This is a genomic window from Marinobacter sp. S0848L, assembly GCF_023016065.1.
Classification (GTDB): domain Bacteria; phylum Pseudomonadota; class Gammaproteobacteria; order Pseudomonadales; family Oleiphilaceae; genus Marinobacter.
The window spans coordinates 1-18,841 of the sequence record NZ_JALKAQ010000003.1 but is presented as its reverse complement, the minus strand read 5'-3'; the positions used below and the strand labels follow the sequence as shown (position 1 = coordinate 18,841).

Sequence of the window (18,841 nt, the reverse complement as noted above, 5' to 3'; positions counted from 1 at the left end):
TATTTTCCCGCTCGCCCCTGCCGAGCCGTTGCCCTAAACGTGAGGTCGATCATGTCCACCGAATCCCGAATTCGTTGCCCGAAACTCCGTCAGCGCATCATGAGCGCCAGAGATGCCGCTGCTTTGATCCCCTCCGGCGTTAATGTCGGCATGAGCGGCTTTACTGGCGCCGGCTACCCGAAAGCAGTACCCGGAGCTTTGGCGGAACACATTCGGGCGGCGCAGGCACGGGACGAAAACTTCCGCATCAGCGTGTGGACCGGCGCCTCCACCGCGCCAGAGCTGGACGGTGCGCTGGCCGAGGTCAACGGAATTCAAATGCGCCTGCCCTACCAGAGCGATCCTTTGTGCCGCCAGAAAATCAATGATGGCCACATGGAATACATGGACATTCACCTGTCTCATGTTGCCCAACATGCCTGGTCCGGCTTTTACGGCAAGCTGGACATCGCCGTCATCGAGGTGGTCGGCGTCACCGAAGACGGGCGGCTGATTCCGTCTTCGTCTGTGGGCAACAACAAAACCTGGATTGACCAGGCGGATAAAGTCATTCTGGAAGTGAATCACGGCCAGAGTGCCGGGCTCGAAGGCATGCACGACATCTACTACGGAACCGCCCTGCCACCCCGCCGAAAGCCGATTCCGCTGACCCGCCCTGAAGAGCGTTTTGGCGAAAAGTACCTGATGTGCCCACCTGAAAAGATCATCGCCGTGGTGGAAACCAACGCACCCGACCGCAATTCCCGGTTCAGCCCGCCGGACGAAAACTCCCAGCGCATTGCCTACCACCTGCTGGACTTCTTCAACCGCGAAGTGGAAGCCAAACGCCTGCCGCCGGAATTGCTGCCGTTGCAATCCGGTGTTGGGAACATCGCCAATGCGGTGATGGCCGGCTTGAACGAAGGCCCATTCAATAACATGACCGCATTCACCGAAGTGCTGCAGGACGGCATGCTGGCCATGCTGAAATCCGGCAAGCTGGCGAAAGCCTCTGCTACCGCTTTCTCTCTCAGCCCGGAAGCCAACGAAGAGCTGGCCAACAACATCGATTTTTACCGCGACCGCATCGTCCTGCGTTCACAGGAGATCAGCAACCACCCGGAAGTGATTCGTCGCCTGGGTGTGATCGCGCTAAACGGCATGATCGAAGCCGACATCTACGGCAACGTAAACTCCACCCACGTGATGGCATCCCGCATCATGAACGGCATTGGCGGCTCCGGTGACTTTGCCCGCAACGGCTACCTGTCGGTATTCATGACGCCTTCAACCGCCAAGGGCGGCACCATTTCCACCATTGTGCCCATGGTGTCACACGTGGATCACACCGAGCACGATGTCCAGATTGTGGTTACCGAACAGGGCCTCGCTGATTTGCGCGGCCTGCCACCCCGCCAGCGGGCGTTGAACATCATCGAAAACTGCGCCCATCCGGATTTCCGGCCCCAGCTGCGTGACTACTTCGAGCGCGCCTGCAACAGCAAACGAGGCATGCACACCCCGCATCTGCTGGACGAAGCTTTGAGCTGGCACCACCGGTACGAAGCCTGCGGGCAAATGTAAGCAGGCAGACAAACGCACAAAAAAAGCCGCGGGCCCGAGGGCGCGCGGCTAAAAGGGATCGCAGAATCGAAGGGGCGATCAGTAAAGCTTGGCCAGTGACTTCTTGGCAAAGGCATCCACTTCATTCAAGCGGCCTTCTTTCACTTTCACCAGCCACTCAGGATCTTGCAGCAGTGCACGGCCTACCGCGATCAATTCGAATTCGTGGTTAGTCAAACGCTCAACCAGCTCATCGATACCCGACTGCTCAACCGCTTCTTTCTTGCTGGCGAAGGTGCCGCTGATGAAATCTTCAGTCAGACCAACACTGCCCACCGACATAGTCGGGATGCCAGTCAGCTTTTGGGTCCAGCCAGCAAGGTTCAGGTCGGAACCTTCAAATTCAGGCTCCCAGAAGCGGCGCGTGGAGGCGTGGAAGATATCCACACCGGCTTCCACCAGCGGCTTCAGGAACTGCTCTAGCTGCTCCGGGCTGTTTACCAGGCGGGCTTCATAGTCCTGCTGTTTCCACTGGGAGAAACGCAGCATGATCGGGTATTCCGGGCCCACGCGGTGGCGAACTTCTTCCACGATTTCCACCACAAAGCGCAGACGGTTTTCCATGCTGCCGCCATACTCGTCGTCACGCTGGTTGGTGCCTTCCCACAGGAACTGGTCCAGCAGGTAACCGTGGGCACCGTGGATTTCCACGCCGTCGAAACCCAGCGCCTTGGCGTCCTGAGCGGCATCACCGAACGCTTTGATCACGTCCTGGATGTCTTCTTTGCTCATGGCTTTGCCGTTGGGCTTACCCGGCGCAAACAAACCTGACGGGCTGTAACCCGGTTCGGACGGATCCGGCTCGGTACCTTCTTGACGAACCGCGCCTACATGCCACAGCTGCGGAAAAATCGCGCCACCGGCTTCGTGCACGGCATCCACCACCTTCTTCCAACCGGCCAGGGCTTCTTCACCATGAAAAGCCGGTACATTCGGGTAACCGTTAGCGCCGGCATGGTTCACAGTGGTGCCTTCGGTGATGATCAGGCCAACCCCGGCTTCCGCACGGCGACGGTAATAATCCACCACGTTCTCACCCGGTACGCCCTTGGGGGAGAAATTACGGGTCATCGGCGCCATGGCTACGCGGTTGCGCAGCTTGAGGTTGTGGAGTTCAAACGGTTCAAACATCGGGCCTAGATTCATGCTCATAATTCGGTGCAACCTTGTTAATTTGGTTTCTTAACGCAACCCTATTAAAGTTGGTTTCATAATGCAACCCTATTCGGTACACTCACCTACATGGCCAGAAAACGTTTTGATGACTCGAATTGCTCCGTTGCCCGCGCACTCAATGAAGTGGGCGACTGGTGGTCCCTGCTGATTGTGCTTCACGCTATGTACGGCACGCGCCGGTTCGTGGATTTTCAGCAACAGTTGGGTATTGCCAAAAACATCCTGTGCGACCGCCTGAGCAAACTGGTGGACAACGAAGTGTTGCGCAAAGTGGAAGCCGGCGAGCACGGCTCTCGCTTTGAATACCGCCTCACCGAAAAAGGCCGGGACTTGTTTCCGGTGGTGGTTGCCCTGCGCCAGTGGGGTGACAAATGGAACCCCGCGCCCGATGGCAAGCAACTGGACCTGCGCGACCGCGCAACCGGCCAGCCCATCCAGCCCGTTACCGTTCGCAACAGCGACGGCGAACCCTTAACCATTCGCGACGTGTTAGTCGCCGACGACTTGAAAGCCGCAAAAGACGCGGGCTGAACAGTGTGGAAAGCCACATGCCGTGTGGCTTTTTGAGCTATATCAATATCTCGACCCTCTCGTTTCCCTTGCCTTGCGTTTTTTGCGCTAAATCAAAAACACACAAGCCATCACCGGTAAATTGGAGCCATCAATTAATGGCGCAATTCTGGAGATGGATATGTCTCGTAGTTTCAAACTCAGCGTTCTGGCAGCAGCCGTACTGGCCGCAGCACCGGCCGCCCAGGCCTTCGAAGCGGGTGATTTTATTGTTCGGGCAGGTGCTATCCATGTGGCACCGGATGATTCCAGCGATCAGGTTTTGCTGTCCGGCGGCGCGGCTACCGGCTCTGAAGTTGCCGTAGACACCAATACACAGCTGGGTATCCGCGGCACCTACATGTTCACTCCAAACGTGGGTCTTGGTGTACTGGCCGCCACCCCGTTCAAGCACAACATTTCGGGCAAAGGTGGTGCGCTTGATGGTGCCGATATCGGCGAAACCAAACACCTGCCACCCACCATTACGCTTCAGTACTACCCGATGAACAGTACCGAGAACGTGCAACCGTATGTGGGCATTGGCGTTAACTACACCACTTTCTTCGAAGAGAAGTCTGCTCTGGGCGACCTGGAACTGGATGACAGTGTAGGTGTGGCAGCAGAAGTGGGCGTGGACTACATGCTAAACGAACAGTTCGGGCTGAACGCCGCTATCTGGTGGGCAGATATTGATACTGAAGCAGAAATCAAAGGCGTGACCGAAAAGCTCGATGTAGAAATCGACCCCATGGTTTACATGGTCGGCTTCACCTACAAGTTCTGATTGCTTCTACGTTTTCAGAGCAAACAAAAAAGCGGGACTTTTCAGCCCCGCTTTTTTAATGCCCGGAAAACCGGTTTGGCTTACGCGCTACGGCGCTGAGCCGGGCGACCACTACGGCCTTGCCCTTCACCCTGACCTTGACGACCGCGGCCACCACTGCGGCCAGCAGGCTTAGGCCCGAAGCTCTTGCCATTGCCACCCTGCGGGCGACGGTTACGGGCTTTGCTCGGGTCCGCTTTGGCTTTCGGCTTCAGCGGCAGGTTGTTCTTCGGCTCAAAGCCCTCGATTTCCTTACGCGGCAACTGCTTTTTGATCAGCCGCTCGATACCCGCCAGCAGTTTGCCTTCGTCGGCACTGACCAATGACAAGGCATGGCCTTTCTCGCCGGCACGACCGGTACGGCCGATACGGTGCACGTAGTCTTCCGGTACGTTCGGCAGCTCGAAGTTCACCACTTGCGGCAGCTGTTTGATGTCCAGGCCACGGGCAGCAATATCGGTTGCCACCAGTACACGCACTTCGCCGGCTTTGAAATCCGCCAGCGCACGGGTACGGGCACCTTGTGACTTGTTGCCATGAATCGCGGCGGCGGTGATACCGTCACGCTCCAGCTTCTGGGTCAGACGGTTGGCACCGTGCTTGGTGCGGGTGAAAACCAGTACCTGATCCCAGCTGTTATCACGCACCAGTTTGCTCAACAGCGCCGTTTTCTGGCTCTGATCGACCGGGTAAACCGACTGCTTGATGGTTTCGGCAGAGGTGTTGCGTGCGGCCACTTCAACCTGCACCGGGTTATCCAGCAGGCCTTGGGCCAAGCCACGGATTTCATTGGAGAAGGTAGCGGAGAACAACAAGTTCTGACGCTTGGCCGGCAACAGGGCAAGGATCTTGCGAATGTCGCGGATAAAGCCCATGTCCAGCATGCGGTCGGCTTCGTCCAGCACCAGAATTTCCACTTCGTTGAAGCGCACCGCGTTCTGCTGGTACAGGTCCATCAAACGGCCCGGTGTCGCCACCAGAACGTCCAGACCTTTGCGCAGCTTCATCATCTGCGGATTGATTTTCACACCACCAAACACCACGGCGGCTTTGGTCGGCACGTATCGGCTGTAAAGATTCACGCTGTCGTGAACCTGCGCGGCCAGCTCCCGGGTAGGCGTCAGAATCAGCGCGCGCGGGCCTTTGCCAGCACGCGGCTTTTCCGACAAGCGCTGCAGCAAAGGCAACGTAAAGCCGGCCGTTTTACCGGTACCGGTCTGGGCCGCCGCCATTACGTCTTTACCCGACAGAACCGCAGGAATCGCCTGTAGCTGAATGGGGGACGGGGTATCGTAACCCTGATCGGAAGTGGCACGGACCAGCTGCTCGGACAAACCGAGGGAAGAAAAACTCATAAACGATGTACTCTTGATTGATTCTGCCTCCACGAACACCGTCGTCGGCGAATGCGGGCAGATGCCATGAAAGCTCATGGAATAAAAGACGACTACGGTCACGCGCCGATAATGGGGTGACGTCCTCTGACAGGTCGTATGGAGTGTTCGCAAAGCGGCTTAAAAGCCGAAAACTGCGGAATCCCTAGAGGCAGGATGCGTGCACGGTAACAGAGCACTTTCGAAATAGCCATAAGTGTTTATTGTTAGCTACCGTACGATTTACTTCGCAAAATGGAACTCACGCCGGGTCTTGGGGTCAGTACCCGCTTGTAAGCGATTATTTATTCTATGGAAACAGGAGACGTCATGATCAGCGTAGGTATCGGCCCACTGAGCCTCTCGATTGGGCATCTACTTCTGGTGCTGGCCTTTGTGGTCGCCCTGATCGTCGGCGCTCTGACCGGCCGCAAACGGAAAACTCCGGTGGCCGGTACCTTGGCGGATATTTTTCTGGTGGCCATGGTCACGGCTCGGATTGGCTTTGTGGTGCGTTACTTCGAGCACTACCAGAACGATTTATGGGGCATCATCGATATCCGCGATGGCGGTTTTGATATGGCCACCGGCCTGATTGCGGCACTACTTTTTACTGCCTATCTGATGTGGAAACGTGCAGCCATTCGCCGTGCGCTTGGCTCTGCCGTAGCCGCAGGGCTCATCACCTGGGGCTTTACCAGCGGAGTGATTGGCCTGATCAATCAGCAAACCCAAGGCTTACCGGAGGTGGCGCTGACGAACCTAAACGAGGAGCCGGTCAATCTGGAAGCCATTGCCGGTAACCGCCCCACCGTAGTGAACCTGTGGGCCACCTGGTGCCCACCCTGTATTCGTGAAATGCCGGTGCTGGAGCAAGCCCAACAACGCTACCCGGACATCAACTTCGTGTTTGCCAATCAGGGCGAGCATCCGGAAACCATTCGCAAGTTCCTGATGGAACAAAACCTGAACCTCAGCCATGTGCTCAGTGATCGCCAAGGCCAATTTGGCCGGGTTGTGGGCAGCTACGGCTTGCCCACAACCCTGTTCTACAGCGCTGAAGGCAATCTGGTAGACACGCATTTAGGCGAACTGTCCCACGCCAGCTTAGCGCGCAGCCTTGAGCGCTTTGAAAGCACGGGGCTGGTTGGGGCTGATCAGGCAAATTCCAGGTAGCCGTCTTCAACGGCTTGTTTACACAGCACCTCGATATCCCGTTGGTAATCCTGTACCGCTATCCAGGGCCCATGGGTGCCCTGGCGGGGCAGGCTGTCTTCCGCCCGCCGAATATAGCCTGATTCCAGCGAGCCCATAACCGTGTCCTCGCTGCGACTGTTCTCGTGGTCCCGTGGCACAGCCACTTGATAGCCGTTGTTGTCCATGTGATTCAACAACCGGCACAGATACTCACTGGCGATATCGACTTTCAGGGTCCAGGGGTTGTTGGTGTAACCGAAAATCATGCCGGCATTGGGCACGCCTTCCACCATCACGCTCTTGTAGAGCACTTTTTCGTTGAGCTTCACTTCCTCCTCATCCACGGTAGGCTTTATGCCACCCAGCATTTGCAAGCTCAGCCCGGTTGCCGGGATGACGATGTCTGCCGCCAATTCTTCGCCGGATTTCAACCGGATACCGGTTTCTGTGAAGCGGTCTATATGGTCGGTTTTGATCGATGCGGCACCCGTTTTGATGGCTTTGAACAGATCTCCGTCTTTCACCACACACAGGCGTTGGTCCCAGGGATTGTAGTCCGGCGTGAAGTGACGCATGTCGGCTTTACCATTCAACTGGCGTTTGACGATCCAGAGAAAAAACCGGCGCATGGCCTTCGGGTTCTTGCGCGAGCGTTTGTACAACTGGCGCGAAATGAAGATATTGCGAGAGCGAGTCAGCTTGTACGACAGCTTGGCGGGCAGCACTTTTTGCATCGCCAAGGTGATTTTGTCCGTCGAGGGAAGCGGCATCAGATAGGACGGCGAACGCTGCAGCATGGTCACATGCCCGGCGTCTTCCGCCATGGTTGGCACCAATGTAATGGCGGTTGCGCCGCTGCCAATCACCACCACCCTCTTGCCGGTGTAATCCAGATGCTCGGGCCAATGCTGAGGGTGCACAATCTGGCCCTTGAAATCGGCCTCGCCCGGAAAATCAGGCTTATAACCCTGATCGTAGTCATAGTAACCGGTACAACCCACCAGGAAGTTGGCGGTCCAGGTTTCGAGCTCACCTGTTTCGGCATTCTCGGCGATCAGTTTCCAGCATTTGTCCTCGCTGGACCAGTTCGCCTCCTTCACCGCCAAACCATAATGGATGTGCTTATCAACCCCTTTTTCTTGAGCCGTCTTGCTCAGGTACTGCTTGATTGAAGCACCGTCTGCCAGCACCTTACCGCCGGACCAAGGCTGGAACTTGTAGCCGAAAGTGAACATATCGGAATCGGAGCGGATACCGGGATAGCGAAACAAATCCCAAGTCCCGCCGAGGGACTGGCGGCGCTCCAGAATGGCAAACCGCTTGCCGGGGCACGATCTTTTGAGGTGACAGGCCATACCAATTCCCGAAACGCCTGCTCCGATGATCAACACATCGTAATGCCGATTACCCATGCCAGTTGCTCCCTCTTTAATCATTATTGTTTGAGCATCACCAACACTACGTGTTTCAGTCCCAGCTTCGATTGGCCTGAATCACGTTTCGGGCGGTAAATCCGGTCATTTATGCAAAAAAACCGGTAGCCGCATCCAGCGGGTACCGGTTTCAGGGGTCAGCCTGAGGCTGTCAGACTTGCGTAAACTTACTCTGCAGAGTTGCGGATCAAGAAGTCGAAGGCACTGAGGGATGCCTTTGAGCCTTCGCCCATAGATATCACAATCTGCTTGTACGGCACTGTGGTGGCATCGCCAGCCGCGAACACGCCCGGAATCGAGGTTTCGTTGCGCTCGTTGATCACCACTTCACCATGCTGGCTCAACTCGATGTCGCCTTTCAGCCACTCGGTGTTCGGCACCAGCCCGATCTGAACAAACACACCTTCCAGTTCCACATGGCGCTCTTCACCGGTGGTGCGGTCTTTATAGTTCAGGCCGCTGACCTTGCCGTTTTCACCCACGATTTCAGTGGTCTGGCCAGACGTGATGATGTCCACATTCTTCAGACTGCGCAGTTTCTTCTGCAGCACTTCGTCTGCACGCATCTGATCGCCGAACTCGATCAAGGTAACGTGGCCAACAATACCGGCCAAGTCGATAGCCGCTTCCACACCGGAGTTACCACCACCGATCACCGCTACGCGCTTACCTTTAAACAGCGGGCCGTCGCAGTGCGGGCAGTAGGCCACACCTTTGTTACGGTACTCTTCTTCACCCGGAACACCCATCTGGCGCCAGCGGGCACCGGTAGACAGGATCACCGTTCTGGATTTCAACGATGCGCCGTTCGCCAAACGTACTTCGTGCAAACCGCCCTTAGTTTCAGCCGGGATCAACTTTTCGGCACGCTGCAGGTTCATCACGTCCACGTCGTATTCATTCACGTGCTGTTCCATGGCAGACACCAGTTTCGGACCTTCGGTGTAAGGTACAGAAATCAGGTTCTCGATCGACATGGTGTCGCCCACCTGTCCACCAAAACGCTCGGCGGCCAAACCGGTGGAAATGCCTTTACGGGCGGCGTAGATCGCTGCGGCCGAACCTGCCGGGCCACCGCCAATGACCAGCACGTCAAACGCGTCTTTCTGGTTCAGTCTTTCGGCTTCTTTCGCACCGGCGTTGGTGTCCAGTTTGGCAACGATTTCTTCCAAGGTCATCCGGCCCTGGCCCCAGGACTGGCCGTTCAGGTATACGCTGGGTACCGCCATCACTTCACGCTGCTCAACTTCTTCTTGGAACAGAGCGCCGTCAATGGACGTGTGCTTAATGCTCGGGTTCAGCACACTGATCAGGTTCAGCGCCTGCACCACGTCCGGACAGTTCTGGCACGACAGCGAGAAGTAGGTTTCAAACTCGAACTCACCGTCCAGTTCCTGAATCTGTTCAATCAAATCCTGAGACGCTTTGGACGGGTGACCGCCCACCTGCAACAGCGCCAGCACCAACGAGGTGAACTCGTGTCCCATCGGGATACCAGCAAAACTGACACCGACATCCGTACCCACTCGATTGATCGAGAACGACGGGCGGCGCACATCCGCAGACTCTTCATCCCGAAGGCTGATTTTGTCTGACATGCCGGCCAATTCTTCCAGCAGCTCTTTCAGCTCTTTGGACTTGTCGCTGTCGTCGTACGCTGCGACCAGCTCAATCGGCTGTTGCAGCTTGTCCATGTATGCGTTCAACTGTTGCTTGATATTGGCGTCTAACATAGTGGCTCATCCCCTCAACTCAGGTGAAATCAGATGTCTGCGTAATTAAAGGTCGCAAACTGAATATGTCTCTAAGATAAAGATTTACTATCAAAAGCTCAAATTAATTAGTCAAAAGCATTTGATAGTGAATCTCTATCCTTATGTTTCGGCCAATCCCTGCCAACATCCCAAAAAAAAGGCCCGCATGGCGGGCCTTTCATTCGCTTTACCGTTAAGGCAAAACTTAGATCTTGCCAACCAGATCCAAAGACGGAGCCAGAGTAGCTTCACCTTCTTTCCACTTAGCCGGGCAAACTTCGCCTGGATTGTTGCGAACGTACTGAGCGGCTTTCACTTTGCGCATCAGGTCGTCTGCGTCACGGCCGATACCTTCAGCAGTGATTTCCATCGCCTGGATGATGCCATCCGGATCGATCAGGAAGGTAGCGCGGTCAGCAAGGCCTTGGCCTTCACGCATGACACCGAAGTTGTTGGTGATGCTGCCGTTCTGGTCGCCAACCATGTAGTAGTTGATCTTACCGATGGTTTCAGAGCTGTCGTGCCATGCTTTGTGGGTGAAGTGCGTGTCGGTAGACACGGAGAATACTTCAACACCCATCTTCTGCAGCTCTTCGTAGTGATCTGCAACGTCGCCCAGCTCAGTCGGGCAAACGAAAGTGAAGTCGGCTGGGTAGAAGAAGAAAATCGCCCACTTGCCTTTCACGTCTGCTTCAGAGATCTCTACAAACTCGCCCTGTTTGAAGGCAGTTGCGTTAAACGGTTTGATTTCGCTGTTAATAATTCCCATCTCAGAATTTCTCCTGTTGGTACACGTGCGTGTTTATGAATCTACGGTGCCTAGATTAAGCAACGAGACACTTTTAGTAAAATTGATTATTCAAAAGATCAGGATAGGTTTACCCTATACCTTGGTGCAACGTCAGCGCGATAATCTATGGTAGGAGCTTGGCAAATATTAGCAATAGGGATTGTAACCACTAGACGCGCTTGGCAGGGTCGTTCAAATCTGTTTTGTGCATAAAAAATGGAGCGTCGCAGACACTCCATTAATCAAAATAACGCATTGGCTACGCGTTTTTAACTCCGGGCACTCCGGCGACGAAGCCCCAACGCAACCAGGCCAAGACCTAACAAAGCCAGTGACGCGGGCTCTGGCACACTAACCGGAGGACGTGGGGTAAACACCAGAAGGTCCTGTGACTTCGCTGAGGTCAGCACATACATATCAAAGCCTTCGCTCTGCGAACTCAAGCCTGACAACCAACCATCCGCAATTCCCCGAGCTCCACTATATTTGCTTGATGTGAAGGTTCCGGTGGTCATGCCATACGATGAATCGGTCTCGTTAATCAGCTCCCAAAGAGCCAACTGGAACGCAGCAGACGTTTTCGCATTCGACACACTGCTCTCATACCCGGTATAGAGCTTGGTGATCGACGAAACCAGCCCGGCATTACCAAAGTGGCTGGTAGCGGTTTTCAGCTCGTAGGTGGTATTGGTTTTATCCAGATAGGTGTCCAGTTCAATACAAAAAGCATCCAGCTTGCTCGACCAAGTGATCGGAGACGCACCCACCGGATTGCTGGTGTTGAAGGCAAACATGCCTGCATAAACATTGTAATTCTTGGAGGTTGCCGTGTTGCTCAACGTGCCGGACTTATAACCGTGTGTAGCGCCGGTGTAGTCCAGATCGATGGTTGGGCCAGCTAAAGCACCACCTGTGAAGAGGGCTCCGGATAGTGCAGCCGTGACGAGAAAACCTGTTGTTTTATTCATGGCGTATTCCTTTATTCCCTTTCTGAGTTCTCTATTACTCAAAAGCAATAGCTGAACCAGAACGGAAAATATGACCATTTTTCAAACAGATTTTTACAGACAACGCACTCAGACGGGTCGCTTCAGGAAGACATGTGTAAAAGATTCCGCCACCAAATCGGCCCCGCATCATGCCGCTGATGCTCAATGCTGAACCGACGACGAAAACACATTCATCACCACAATCCCGCTCACAATCAGCGCCATACCGACAATGGCAGGCAAATCCAGCTTTTGGCCGAACATCGCAGCCCCCACCAACGAAATCAGCACCACACCGGCACCTGCCCAAATGGCATAGGCCACGCCAACCGGAATCTCGTTCAGCACCAACGACAGGAAATAGAACGCCATGCAGTAGCCCAACACCACAATGATGCTGGGCCCCAAATTGGTGAAACCCTCGGAGGATTTCAGGGCGGCAGTGCCCGCAACTTCGGCAATAATGGCAAGGGCCAGATACACGTAACTCATAGTTAAACCTTTCATACTGGGCTCAGGTGTCGGCTGGCGTCATCATGCGGATTCTATGCGCCTTTTGCCAGAGCGCGAGTAAGATCCGCGGCGGGAATTTCCGTGCAGCCACGAACGTTCTGGCCGGCCCACAACGGCGAAAACTCGCCACAATTGGCCTGTTCCGCCGCAGCGCGTAAAGGCGCCAAAGCCGCCGACGCCAACGGGAATGCTGGCGCTGCCGGACTGATAGGCCCCAGCTCCCGCATAATGCGATTTACAATACCCCGGGCCGGTCGACCGGAGAACACGTTAGTTAACGCCGTAACCGCGGCGGCATCGCTTTTGATGGCTGCCCGGTGCAGCGCGCTTGTGTTGGCTTCTGGGCACAGCAGATAAGCGGTTCCCGCCTGCACACCCGCTGCCCCCAGGGTCATGGCAGCCGCTACCCCGTTAGCATCGGCAATCCCACCGGCCGCAATCACCGGCACGTTCACGGCTTGGACAATCTGAGGCACAAGCGCAAAGGTTCCGAGCTGGCTGTTGAGATCTTCCGACAGAAAAATTCCGCGATGCCCGCCGGCCTCCAAACCCTGCGCAATAATGGCGTCGACACCTTGAGCTTCCAGCCAACGGGCCTCTTCTACAGTGGTTGCCGTCGACAGAATTTTTGCGCCCCATGCGCGCACACGATCCAGTAAATCCTGCTCCGGCAGGCCGTAATGAAAGCTGACAACGGCCGGCTCAAACTCCGCCAGCACATCGGCGGCTTCCGCGCCAAAGGGCAAACGGCCCGCCCCGGTGGCAACGTTGTTTTCATCGATACCAAACTCCCGATAATAGGGCGACAGCGCGGCTTTCCATTTTGCGTCCTGTTCCGCATCGGGTTCGGGCTGGGTATGGCAGAAGAAATTCACATTGAAGGGCCGGTTCGTCCTGGCCTTGATCGCAGCCAACTCCTTACGCATGGCCTCTATACCGAGCATTCCACACGGAAGCGACCCCAAACCCCCGGCCTCGGATACCGCAATCGCAAGCTCACTGCCCTGCACGCCCGCCATCGGCGCCTGGATAATGGGAAGTTCGATACCCAGCAGTTCCTGAATGCTCATAAAGCGCCTCTTTCAGTTGGGGATGGAAAAATCACAACGTCATCGCCTTCTTGCCACGGTTGATATTTAACCATGACCTGCTTAAACACCGGGTGATCCAGCCAAGCGCGCAGCCACTTCTGAAGCTTGGGGTAAGGCAGGCTGTAGAACACCTCTCGGTCTACATGGGCAAACTGGCGTACGAAGGGCATCACGGCAATATCCGCCAGGCTGATGCGTTCTCCCAGCAGAAACGTATTCTGGCCCAGCAAAGCCTCCAACGCCTGCAAAAACACCTCACCCTCTTGGCGGTACTCCAATTGGCTTCGTTCAGGGTGCCGGTCGGCGTATTTATAGCGATCCAGCCAGTGCTTGAACTCGTTGTCGTTGCGCTCAATCAGGGCGCTCGCCTTCGCCAGATCGGTGTTGAGCAGTCCCTGAGGATCGCTCTGCTGCAGCGCCCATTCAAGAATGTCCCGGCTTTCCTCAATCACCCGGCGCTGGCTGCCGCCCTCCTCAACCAATTCCAGCACAGGCACCGTGCCTTTTGGGCTGATGGCCAGCATTTGCGCGGGTTTGTGTTTCAGAACGATTTCCCGCAGTTCGACCTGCAGCCCGGCAAACACCAGACCAAGGCGGGCGCGCATGGCGTAGGGACAACGGCGGAACGAGTACAGTCGGTGAAATGAAGTGGTAATAACGGGCTGCCTAAACAAATTGCATGTAACGACCATTATATAGAGCGAGCGAACTTGTTCGATATGGCTGATCAGAAAATTGCCCGGCGTTACTCAGAAATCACTATGAGGCAATCGCCGGGCCGGATAAGGTGGCTTACTTCGCAGTAACGACTTTCATCACCAACTTGCCATCTTTCTTGATCGGGCCGTCTTCTTTCGCCCCTAGGGTGTATTCGAAGATGCCGGGTTTCATGCCGCCGTCTTCCGAATGCACCATTAACATCAACATGTCGCCTGATTTAACGTCTTCCTGTAAAATCGCAGTTACGTCCATGTTTGTGCCTTTCTTCAAAGGCGCGTAGCCAACCACCGGGCCGGGTTTCATCGCTTCACCCGTGCGATGCACGACCAACCAGCCGTTTGCTTCGGCGTTGACTTTTTTAGCGGTGACGGTGCCATCCGATACGGCTTGGTTCTCTGCCCAGACTTTCGCCTGCATATCCATCCCCGCCTGCGCGAACCCGGTTAACAGGGCACCTGAAACCAGCGCGGACATTAGTACAGTGCTTTTAAGATGTTTTTTCATTGTTTTCTCCTAGATGTCAATGTTACCCACCGTTCTGACCAATTTAGGATGGGTTATCTACACCTACGTATACCGTGCGGAAAAAGATTCAGACTCGACGATATAATGACAATTATTATTCGACAGAACCATCGGGTTTCGTCAGCCGCACCGCGGTGACTGGCATGGTTATACACACTTCGCCACCAACATCTCGGTAGCACCTTTTTGGAACCGGTAGCTAACAGGCTGCAACGAGACATCAACACCGTTCGCGGATAATGCCGTCATGACCTGATCCAAATGCTTCGAGACCGCCCCATCCAGCGATACAACAGGAAAGACGCGAACTTCAGACGCAACTCTGCATAGCTCCCGCATTGATTCTAAGTGAGCCGCGCCATCTACATGGTCACTGTAGAGAAAAAGATAGTGGGAGCAGAGTGCTAAATCGAATTCGGAGTCGGAAAATGGCAGCGAAGGCAACGATGCTGATACATACCGCCTTTGCGAGCAACCCGCCTCAAAGTCGGACAGGAACCTCGACATGGCCTTCATCCGGACTTCGCCAAGCTGCTCGACGCTACTCAGTGATTCCCAAATATAGTTGCCTGCGCCCTGCCGCATTTTCGCTATTATTTGCGGGTACACCTCGTCAATCCGGCGGCGTATTTCGTCAGCCTGAAACTGGTATACGGGATCACACGACGTGACCTGACACCCACGGTCTGTTGCCTCTACATTGAAGCTCGCCGGGCCATCACCACAACCAAGGATACGCTTGCTCAGGTCACCCTCGGATAATCCAAACATCGCCTGATATTCATCAAAAGACCGGCCCCAAGGGACTACGCTGGTTAACTCCAATCCTGACTCTCCTTAGTCTGTATGGCGCTTGGCTTTGCGGGAACGAACTTGAAGTCTGGTTGAAACCTGGCCTCAGGAGCCACCGGGCTTAGCCAGCCGCACTGCGACATTGCTGTGTTGCGATCCCGTCTCGCTCTCATGCTGCGAACCGAAAAGAGTGAGCCACTGTCCTTGAACTAGCAGCAACTCCCCGTTGCCAGCACTGCTCCCATTGCTTGTAGTGTAATTGCCAGAATAGCTGAATTGAGATTGATCGGATGAGCCAGAAACTGGCTTTACCTCATACCCTATGGACAACCCATGCGAAGAAACAAAGCCTTTATCCTCGCTCGATACGCCAACCTTTAAAAGACGCGATTCTTTCAGAAAACTGGGCAAAAGCTCAGAAGGTGCGCTTTCAGATTTGGTCGCTTGGCACTCACAATACCGAATCTCCAACACCAACGATTTACCGGCGAGATAGTCTTCAGGGGCCGGAGTTCCGGCAAGAACAAAGCTGGGAAGCAGGAGTAAAAAGAGCAGACTAAACTGCCAAACAATTCGTGATGCTATCCGTTGCATGTAACCTCCTGGTTTTTAGTTTTAACGCCGTGTTAACTGACCCAGCGTAGCTGGGTCAGTTAACACTTTGTTAGGCTAATTGTGAGCAAACAAGCTAGAAGACCAAAATTATTTGCCAGCTTCTGCAATAATCTCAAAATTATGAATGTTGTTTAGAACACCGTTATCCCAGCCGCCAACGACAAGATCATCCGCTTGGGCCTTGAGGGCAGCAGCAACTTTCCCGGCAAAGTGATCTTCTCTTCCACGCTCATCGGCAAAGGTATCAAAAATACCAAAAGTGTTGCCATCTAATTTAAGTGATGTCCATAACAGCGTTTTTGGTTCAGTTTCTGCGACAACAGATGCGGCTCCGATTAATAGCTGCTGTAATTCTTGCTCTTTTCCTGGTTGGGCTTTTAACAATATATAAGTTGCGCTTGTTGCATTTTCTAAGTCTGTGTCAGGTTTTTTATAGGATAAAACGCTAAAGTTAGAAATATTAGCAACAACTCCCTTATCCCAACCATGCTCTACGAGCGTATCTGCATTGGCATTTAATGCGGCTGCTACTTTCCCTGCAAAGTGCTCTGACCGGCCCGCTTCGTTTGGAAAAAAATCAAAAATTCCGAAACTGCCATCGTTTTTTTTAAGCGCATACCAATACAATGTATTGGGTTCAGTTTGCGCGACTAGTGTTGCGCCTTCCTTTAGAAAAGCAGTTAGCTCTTTGTCTTGTCCAGACTTGGCCTCAAATGGAATATAGCTTGCTTCTTTCATGATAGTCTCCTGTTTTGGTACTTCTGAGCGTGATATAGACGCATTCATTAACATGAATAGAAATACAGTTAGATAAATATTTGCTTTACGCATAGGATTGAAAATTTTCATAAATTCCCCTTATGCTGAAATCGAGGTGCCATTGTAGGGATTGGCGCAGCTTGACCAGTAGTGGCAGAAAAGACAACATTCATGCAATATCTGCCATTATTTGTTTGGAGTGTATGGATGACGACAATTGTGATTCTTTCAGTGAATAACGCCTTGCCATCAGGGCTTATGGGCATGGTTGATATCTTTGCATTAAGTGGTTTGCATTTTGTGCAGAAGTCTGGAGATGGAGCGCTTTCGAAGGTGGAGTGGCACCCAAACGTGATTTTGGCGAATCATGATGGGCAGCCGATAACTGACGGGCATGGGCGTATTTTTGAGGTCGACTCTAATTTTGCTTCAATTGAGCATTGCGATGCAGTGTTGGTACCGGGGTTTATTCCAAATGGTCAAGGACACCCACCCAAAACGACTACAGATAAGCTTACCTCCTCATGGTTGGCTACACAATATAAAAAAGGAGCGCTCATGTGTGGCTCTTGTAGCGGTGTATTTGCACTTGGAGAGGCGGGCTTACTTAATAACCGAAAATGCACTACCACGTGGTGGTTACATGATGAATTAAAGCAACGATTCCCAAAGGCGAATGCGGTATGGGCAAGTGAATTAATTGATGATAACGGTATCATCTCTGCTGGTGGCCCACTTTCCTGGGTCACCATTGCATTGCATATAGTGAAAAAGCTTGCTGGTATTGAAACGGCGAAGGTTGTGGCTGATTTTTCTGTCGTTGATGCGATACCAAAATCTCAAAACCTGTATGTGCCGGAGGGGTATCAGGCTTCAAACAATCCATTCCTAGCAAAAGCGGAATATACCATTCGTAAAGCACACTACCAAACCATGAGCGCTGGTGATTTGGCAAAAATAATGGCTGTTTCTGAACGTACGCTAAATCGTAAGTTAAAAGAGTTAACCGGAGAAACCCCCAAAGCCTTTATTGACGGGGTTAGAATAAGCCATGCTTGCACATTGTTAGCAACCACCAATACGTCCGTAAAGGAAATCGCCCTTTCTCTGGGTTATACGGACGATAGCGTATTTCGTCGTCTCTTTAAGCAGAAAATAAAAATGACACCTTCCAGCTATCAACAACAAAGACGCAATAATTAAAGTTAAGCTTTTAGCCTAACCCTATGTGTCAGCGTAGTTGTCGCTTGAGCAGCATGAGATGTTTGGCAAAGACATGGCAGCCAAATGCGCCGACAACTACCGAGCGCTTCGAAAAAGGGGCATCACGATTAGAAAAACTGCTGATGTGATCATCGCACCCTTCTGCATAGAGATGGAGATACCTTTACTGTTTTTGGACCGCGACTTTGTTCCTTTTGTTGAGCACCTTGGGCTCGAGCCTGCTCTGAGAGAAACATAACGCCGTTGTTCAGCGGCAGCCTTGGCAGAGCAAAGCGGCGACAAGGCTGTCCGGTGGAGGGCCTTCAGGCCCGGAACGTACTGGAACTATTGGTTAGGAAGTCGCAGCGTTCCATCACCAACCAAGCAGACTTTGCCCCTTATGGTTACGTTTAGCTCAGAGCCTGCCTGAACAGTCGCATAAAGCTCGCTTGGCCTATGAAGAAATCGTCCCTGTGCCAAAACAAGGGTATCACTTACGGGTGCGCGCCCATGTGTAACCAAATAGACCGCTGCAGGTCCTGCTGCGCTGCCAGTTGCGATATCTTCGACACTTCCATCATTTTCCCAGGTGCGTCCTTCGAGTTCATTTACTTCCAAAACGTAGACAAATTTGGCACCCACTGTCGCTAGCAAAGCCTCAAAGTCAGAAACAACTATCCGAGCGCGTTCAAGGTTGGAAGCTATAGGTACGATTAGGTAAGGAAGTCCCGTTGAAACGACCTGTAACGGAAGCCCTGGCGCTAGATCAGTGTTTGAAAGATTCAGCGCCTCCAAAAAGACTTCATTCCTCTCGGCTGGAATCGGGGGGTCAATGGTTGGGTAATCCCCCCATTTTTAAGGGGGTTCAAAAGTAGACCTCAGGCCATCATGGCCAACTTCTGTTGAGGAGTAATTCCTCCGAGCCCCATATTGG

At 53.6% G+C, this 18,841-nt stretch carries 18 protein-coding genes; 5 read left to right on the top strand and 13 right to left on the bottom strand.

The features are described 5' to 3' along the window. Window positions 1-51 precede the first annotated feature (51 nt). Window positions 52-1,563, top strand: a complete 1,512-nt coding sequence (locus MWU64_RS05175; protein ID WP_247062110.1) for an acetyl-CoA hydrolase/transferase family protein — start codon at window positions 52-54, stop codon at window positions 1,561-1,563. 78 nt (window positions 1,564-1,641) lie between these two features. Here the strand turns inward: MWU64_RS05175 and MWU64_RS05170 are convergent, their stop codons facing one another. Next, window positions 1,642-2,754: an NADH:flavin oxidoreductase gene (locus tag MWU64_RS05170; protein WP_114335193.1), complete on the bottom strand. Its 1,113-nt coding sequence runs from the start codon at window positions 2,752-2,754 to the stop codon at window positions 1,642-1,644. Window positions 2,755-2,844: 90 nt separating this feature from the next. On the opposite strand from MWU64_RS05170, the gene MWU64_RS05165 reads away from it, so the two are divergent. Next, a complete protein-coding gene (locus tag MWU64_RS05165) occupies window positions 2,845-3,309 on the top strand; it encodes a helix-turn-helix domain-containing protein (RefSeq protein ID WP_247062108.1) in 465 nt (154 codons plus the stop codon). A gap of 160 nt (window positions 3,310-3,469) precedes the next feature. Further along, window positions 3,470-4,114: an OmpW family outer membrane protein gene (locus MWU64_RS05160; RefSeq protein ID WP_247062106.1), complete on the top strand. Its 645-nt coding sequence runs from the start codon at window positions 3,470-3,472 to the stop codon at window positions 4,112-4,114. Between the two features lie 80 nt (window positions 4,115-4,194). Here MWU64_RS05160 and MWU64_RS05155 read toward each other — a convergent pair whose 3' ends face one another. Then, entirely contained in the window at window positions 4,195-5,508 is a 1,314-nt protein-coding gene (locus tag MWU64_RS05155; protein WP_114335187.1) for a DEAD/DEAH box helicase, read from the bottom strand. A 348-nt stretch (window positions 5,509-5,856) separates the two neighbouring features. On the opposite strand from MWU64_RS05155, the gene MWU64_RS05150 reads away from it, so the two are divergent. Continuing rightward, a complete protein-coding gene (locus MWU64_RS05150) occupies window positions 5,857-6,702 on the top strand; it encodes a TlpA disulfide reductase family protein (RefSeq protein WP_247062104.1) in 846 nt (281 codons plus the stop codon). Here the strand turns inward: MWU64_RS05150 and MWU64_RS05145 are convergent. The 11 genes from MWU64_RS05145 to MWU64_RS05095 form a co-directional block, all read right to left on the bottom strand. Continuing rightward, complete coding sequence (locus MWU64_RS05145; RefSeq protein WP_247062102.1) at window positions 6,684-8,135, bottom strand: NAD(P)/FAD-dependent oxidoreductase; 1,452 nt, start codon at window positions 8,133-8,135, stop codon at window positions 6,684-6,686. The two genes, MWU64_RS05150 and MWU64_RS05145, sit on opposite strands and share 19 nt — an antisense overlap. A 188-nt stretch (window positions 8,136-8,323) precedes the next feature. Next, complete coding sequence (gene ahpF, locus MWU64_RS05140; protein WP_247062100.1) at window positions 8,324-9,889, bottom strand: alkyl hydroperoxide reductase subunit F; 1,566 nt, start codon at window positions 9,887-9,889, stop codon at window positions 8,324-8,326. Window positions 9,890-10,115: 226 nt separating this feature from the next. After that, the gene (gene ahpC, locus MWU64_RS05135; protein WP_114335180.1) at window positions 10,116-10,679 is read right to left on the bottom strand and encodes an alkyl hydroperoxide reductase subunit C; all 564 of its coding nucleotides are present in this window, start codon (window positions 10,677-10,679) and stop codon (window positions 10,116-10,118) included. A 290-nt stretch (window positions 10,680-10,969) separates the two neighbouring features. After that, window positions 10,970-11,668 (bottom strand): PEP-CTERM sorting domain-containing protein, encoded by a 699-nt coding sequence (locus tag MWU64_RS05130; protein WP_165823660.1) that lies wholly within the window; start codon window positions 11,666-11,668, stop codon window positions 10,970-10,972. A 183-nt stretch (window positions 11,669-11,851) separates the two neighbouring features. Next, window positions 11,852-12,196 (bottom strand): SMR family transporter, encoded by a 345-nt coding sequence (locus tag MWU64_RS05125; protein ID WP_133297168.1) that lies wholly within the window; start codon window positions 12,194-12,196, stop codon window positions 11,852-11,854. A 38-nt stretch (window positions 12,197-12,234) separates the two neighbouring features. After that, window positions 12,235-13,272, bottom strand: coding sequence for a nitronate monooxygenase (locus MWU64_RS05120; RefSeq protein ID WP_114335174.1), 1,038 nt, complete (start codon window positions 13,270-13,272; stop codon window positions 12,235-12,237). Beyond that, on the bottom strand, window positions 13,269-13,985 hold the full coding sequence (locus tag MWU64_RS05115) for a glutathione S-transferase (protein ID WP_281496263.1): 717 nt from the start codon (window positions 13,983-13,985) through the stop codon (window positions 13,269-13,271). Before MWU64_RS05115 ends, MWU64_RS05120 begins: the two co-directional genes overlap by 4 nt. Before the next feature lie 100 nt (window positions 13,986-14,085). Then, window positions 14,086-14,517 (bottom strand): hypothetical protein, encoded by a 432-nt coding sequence (locus tag MWU64_RS05110; protein WP_247062096.1) that lies wholly within the window; start codon window positions 14,515-14,517, stop codon window positions 14,086-14,088. A gap of 168 nt (window positions 14,518-14,685) precedes the next feature. After that, complete coding sequence (locus MWU64_RS05105) at window positions 14,686-15,363, bottom strand: class I SAM-dependent methyltransferase (RefSeq protein ID WP_247062094.1); 678 nt, start codon at window positions 15,361-15,363, stop codon at window positions 14,686-14,688. 72 nt (window positions 15,364-15,435) lie between these two features. Then, entirely contained in the window at window positions 15,436-15,924 is a 489-nt protein-coding gene (locus MWU64_RS05100) for a hypothetical protein (RefSeq protein WP_247062092.1), read from the bottom strand. Window positions 15,925-16,032: 108 nt separating this feature from the next. Beyond that, complete coding sequence (locus MWU64_RS05095) at window positions 16,033-16,683, bottom strand: hypothetical protein (RefSeq protein ID WP_247062090.1); 651 nt, start codon at window positions 16,681-16,683, stop codon at window positions 16,033-16,035. Window positions 16,684-16,911: 228 nt separating this feature from the next. Here MWU64_RS05095 and MWU64_RS05090 point away from each other — a divergent pair, with 228 nt between their 5' ends. Next, window positions 16,912-17,907: a helix-turn-helix domain-containing protein gene (locus tag MWU64_RS05090; RefSeq protein WP_247062088.1), complete on the top strand. Its 996-nt coding sequence runs from the start codon at window positions 16,912-16,914 to the stop codon at window positions 17,905-17,907. The last annotated feature ends 934 nt before the right edge of the window (window positions 17,908-18,841 follow it).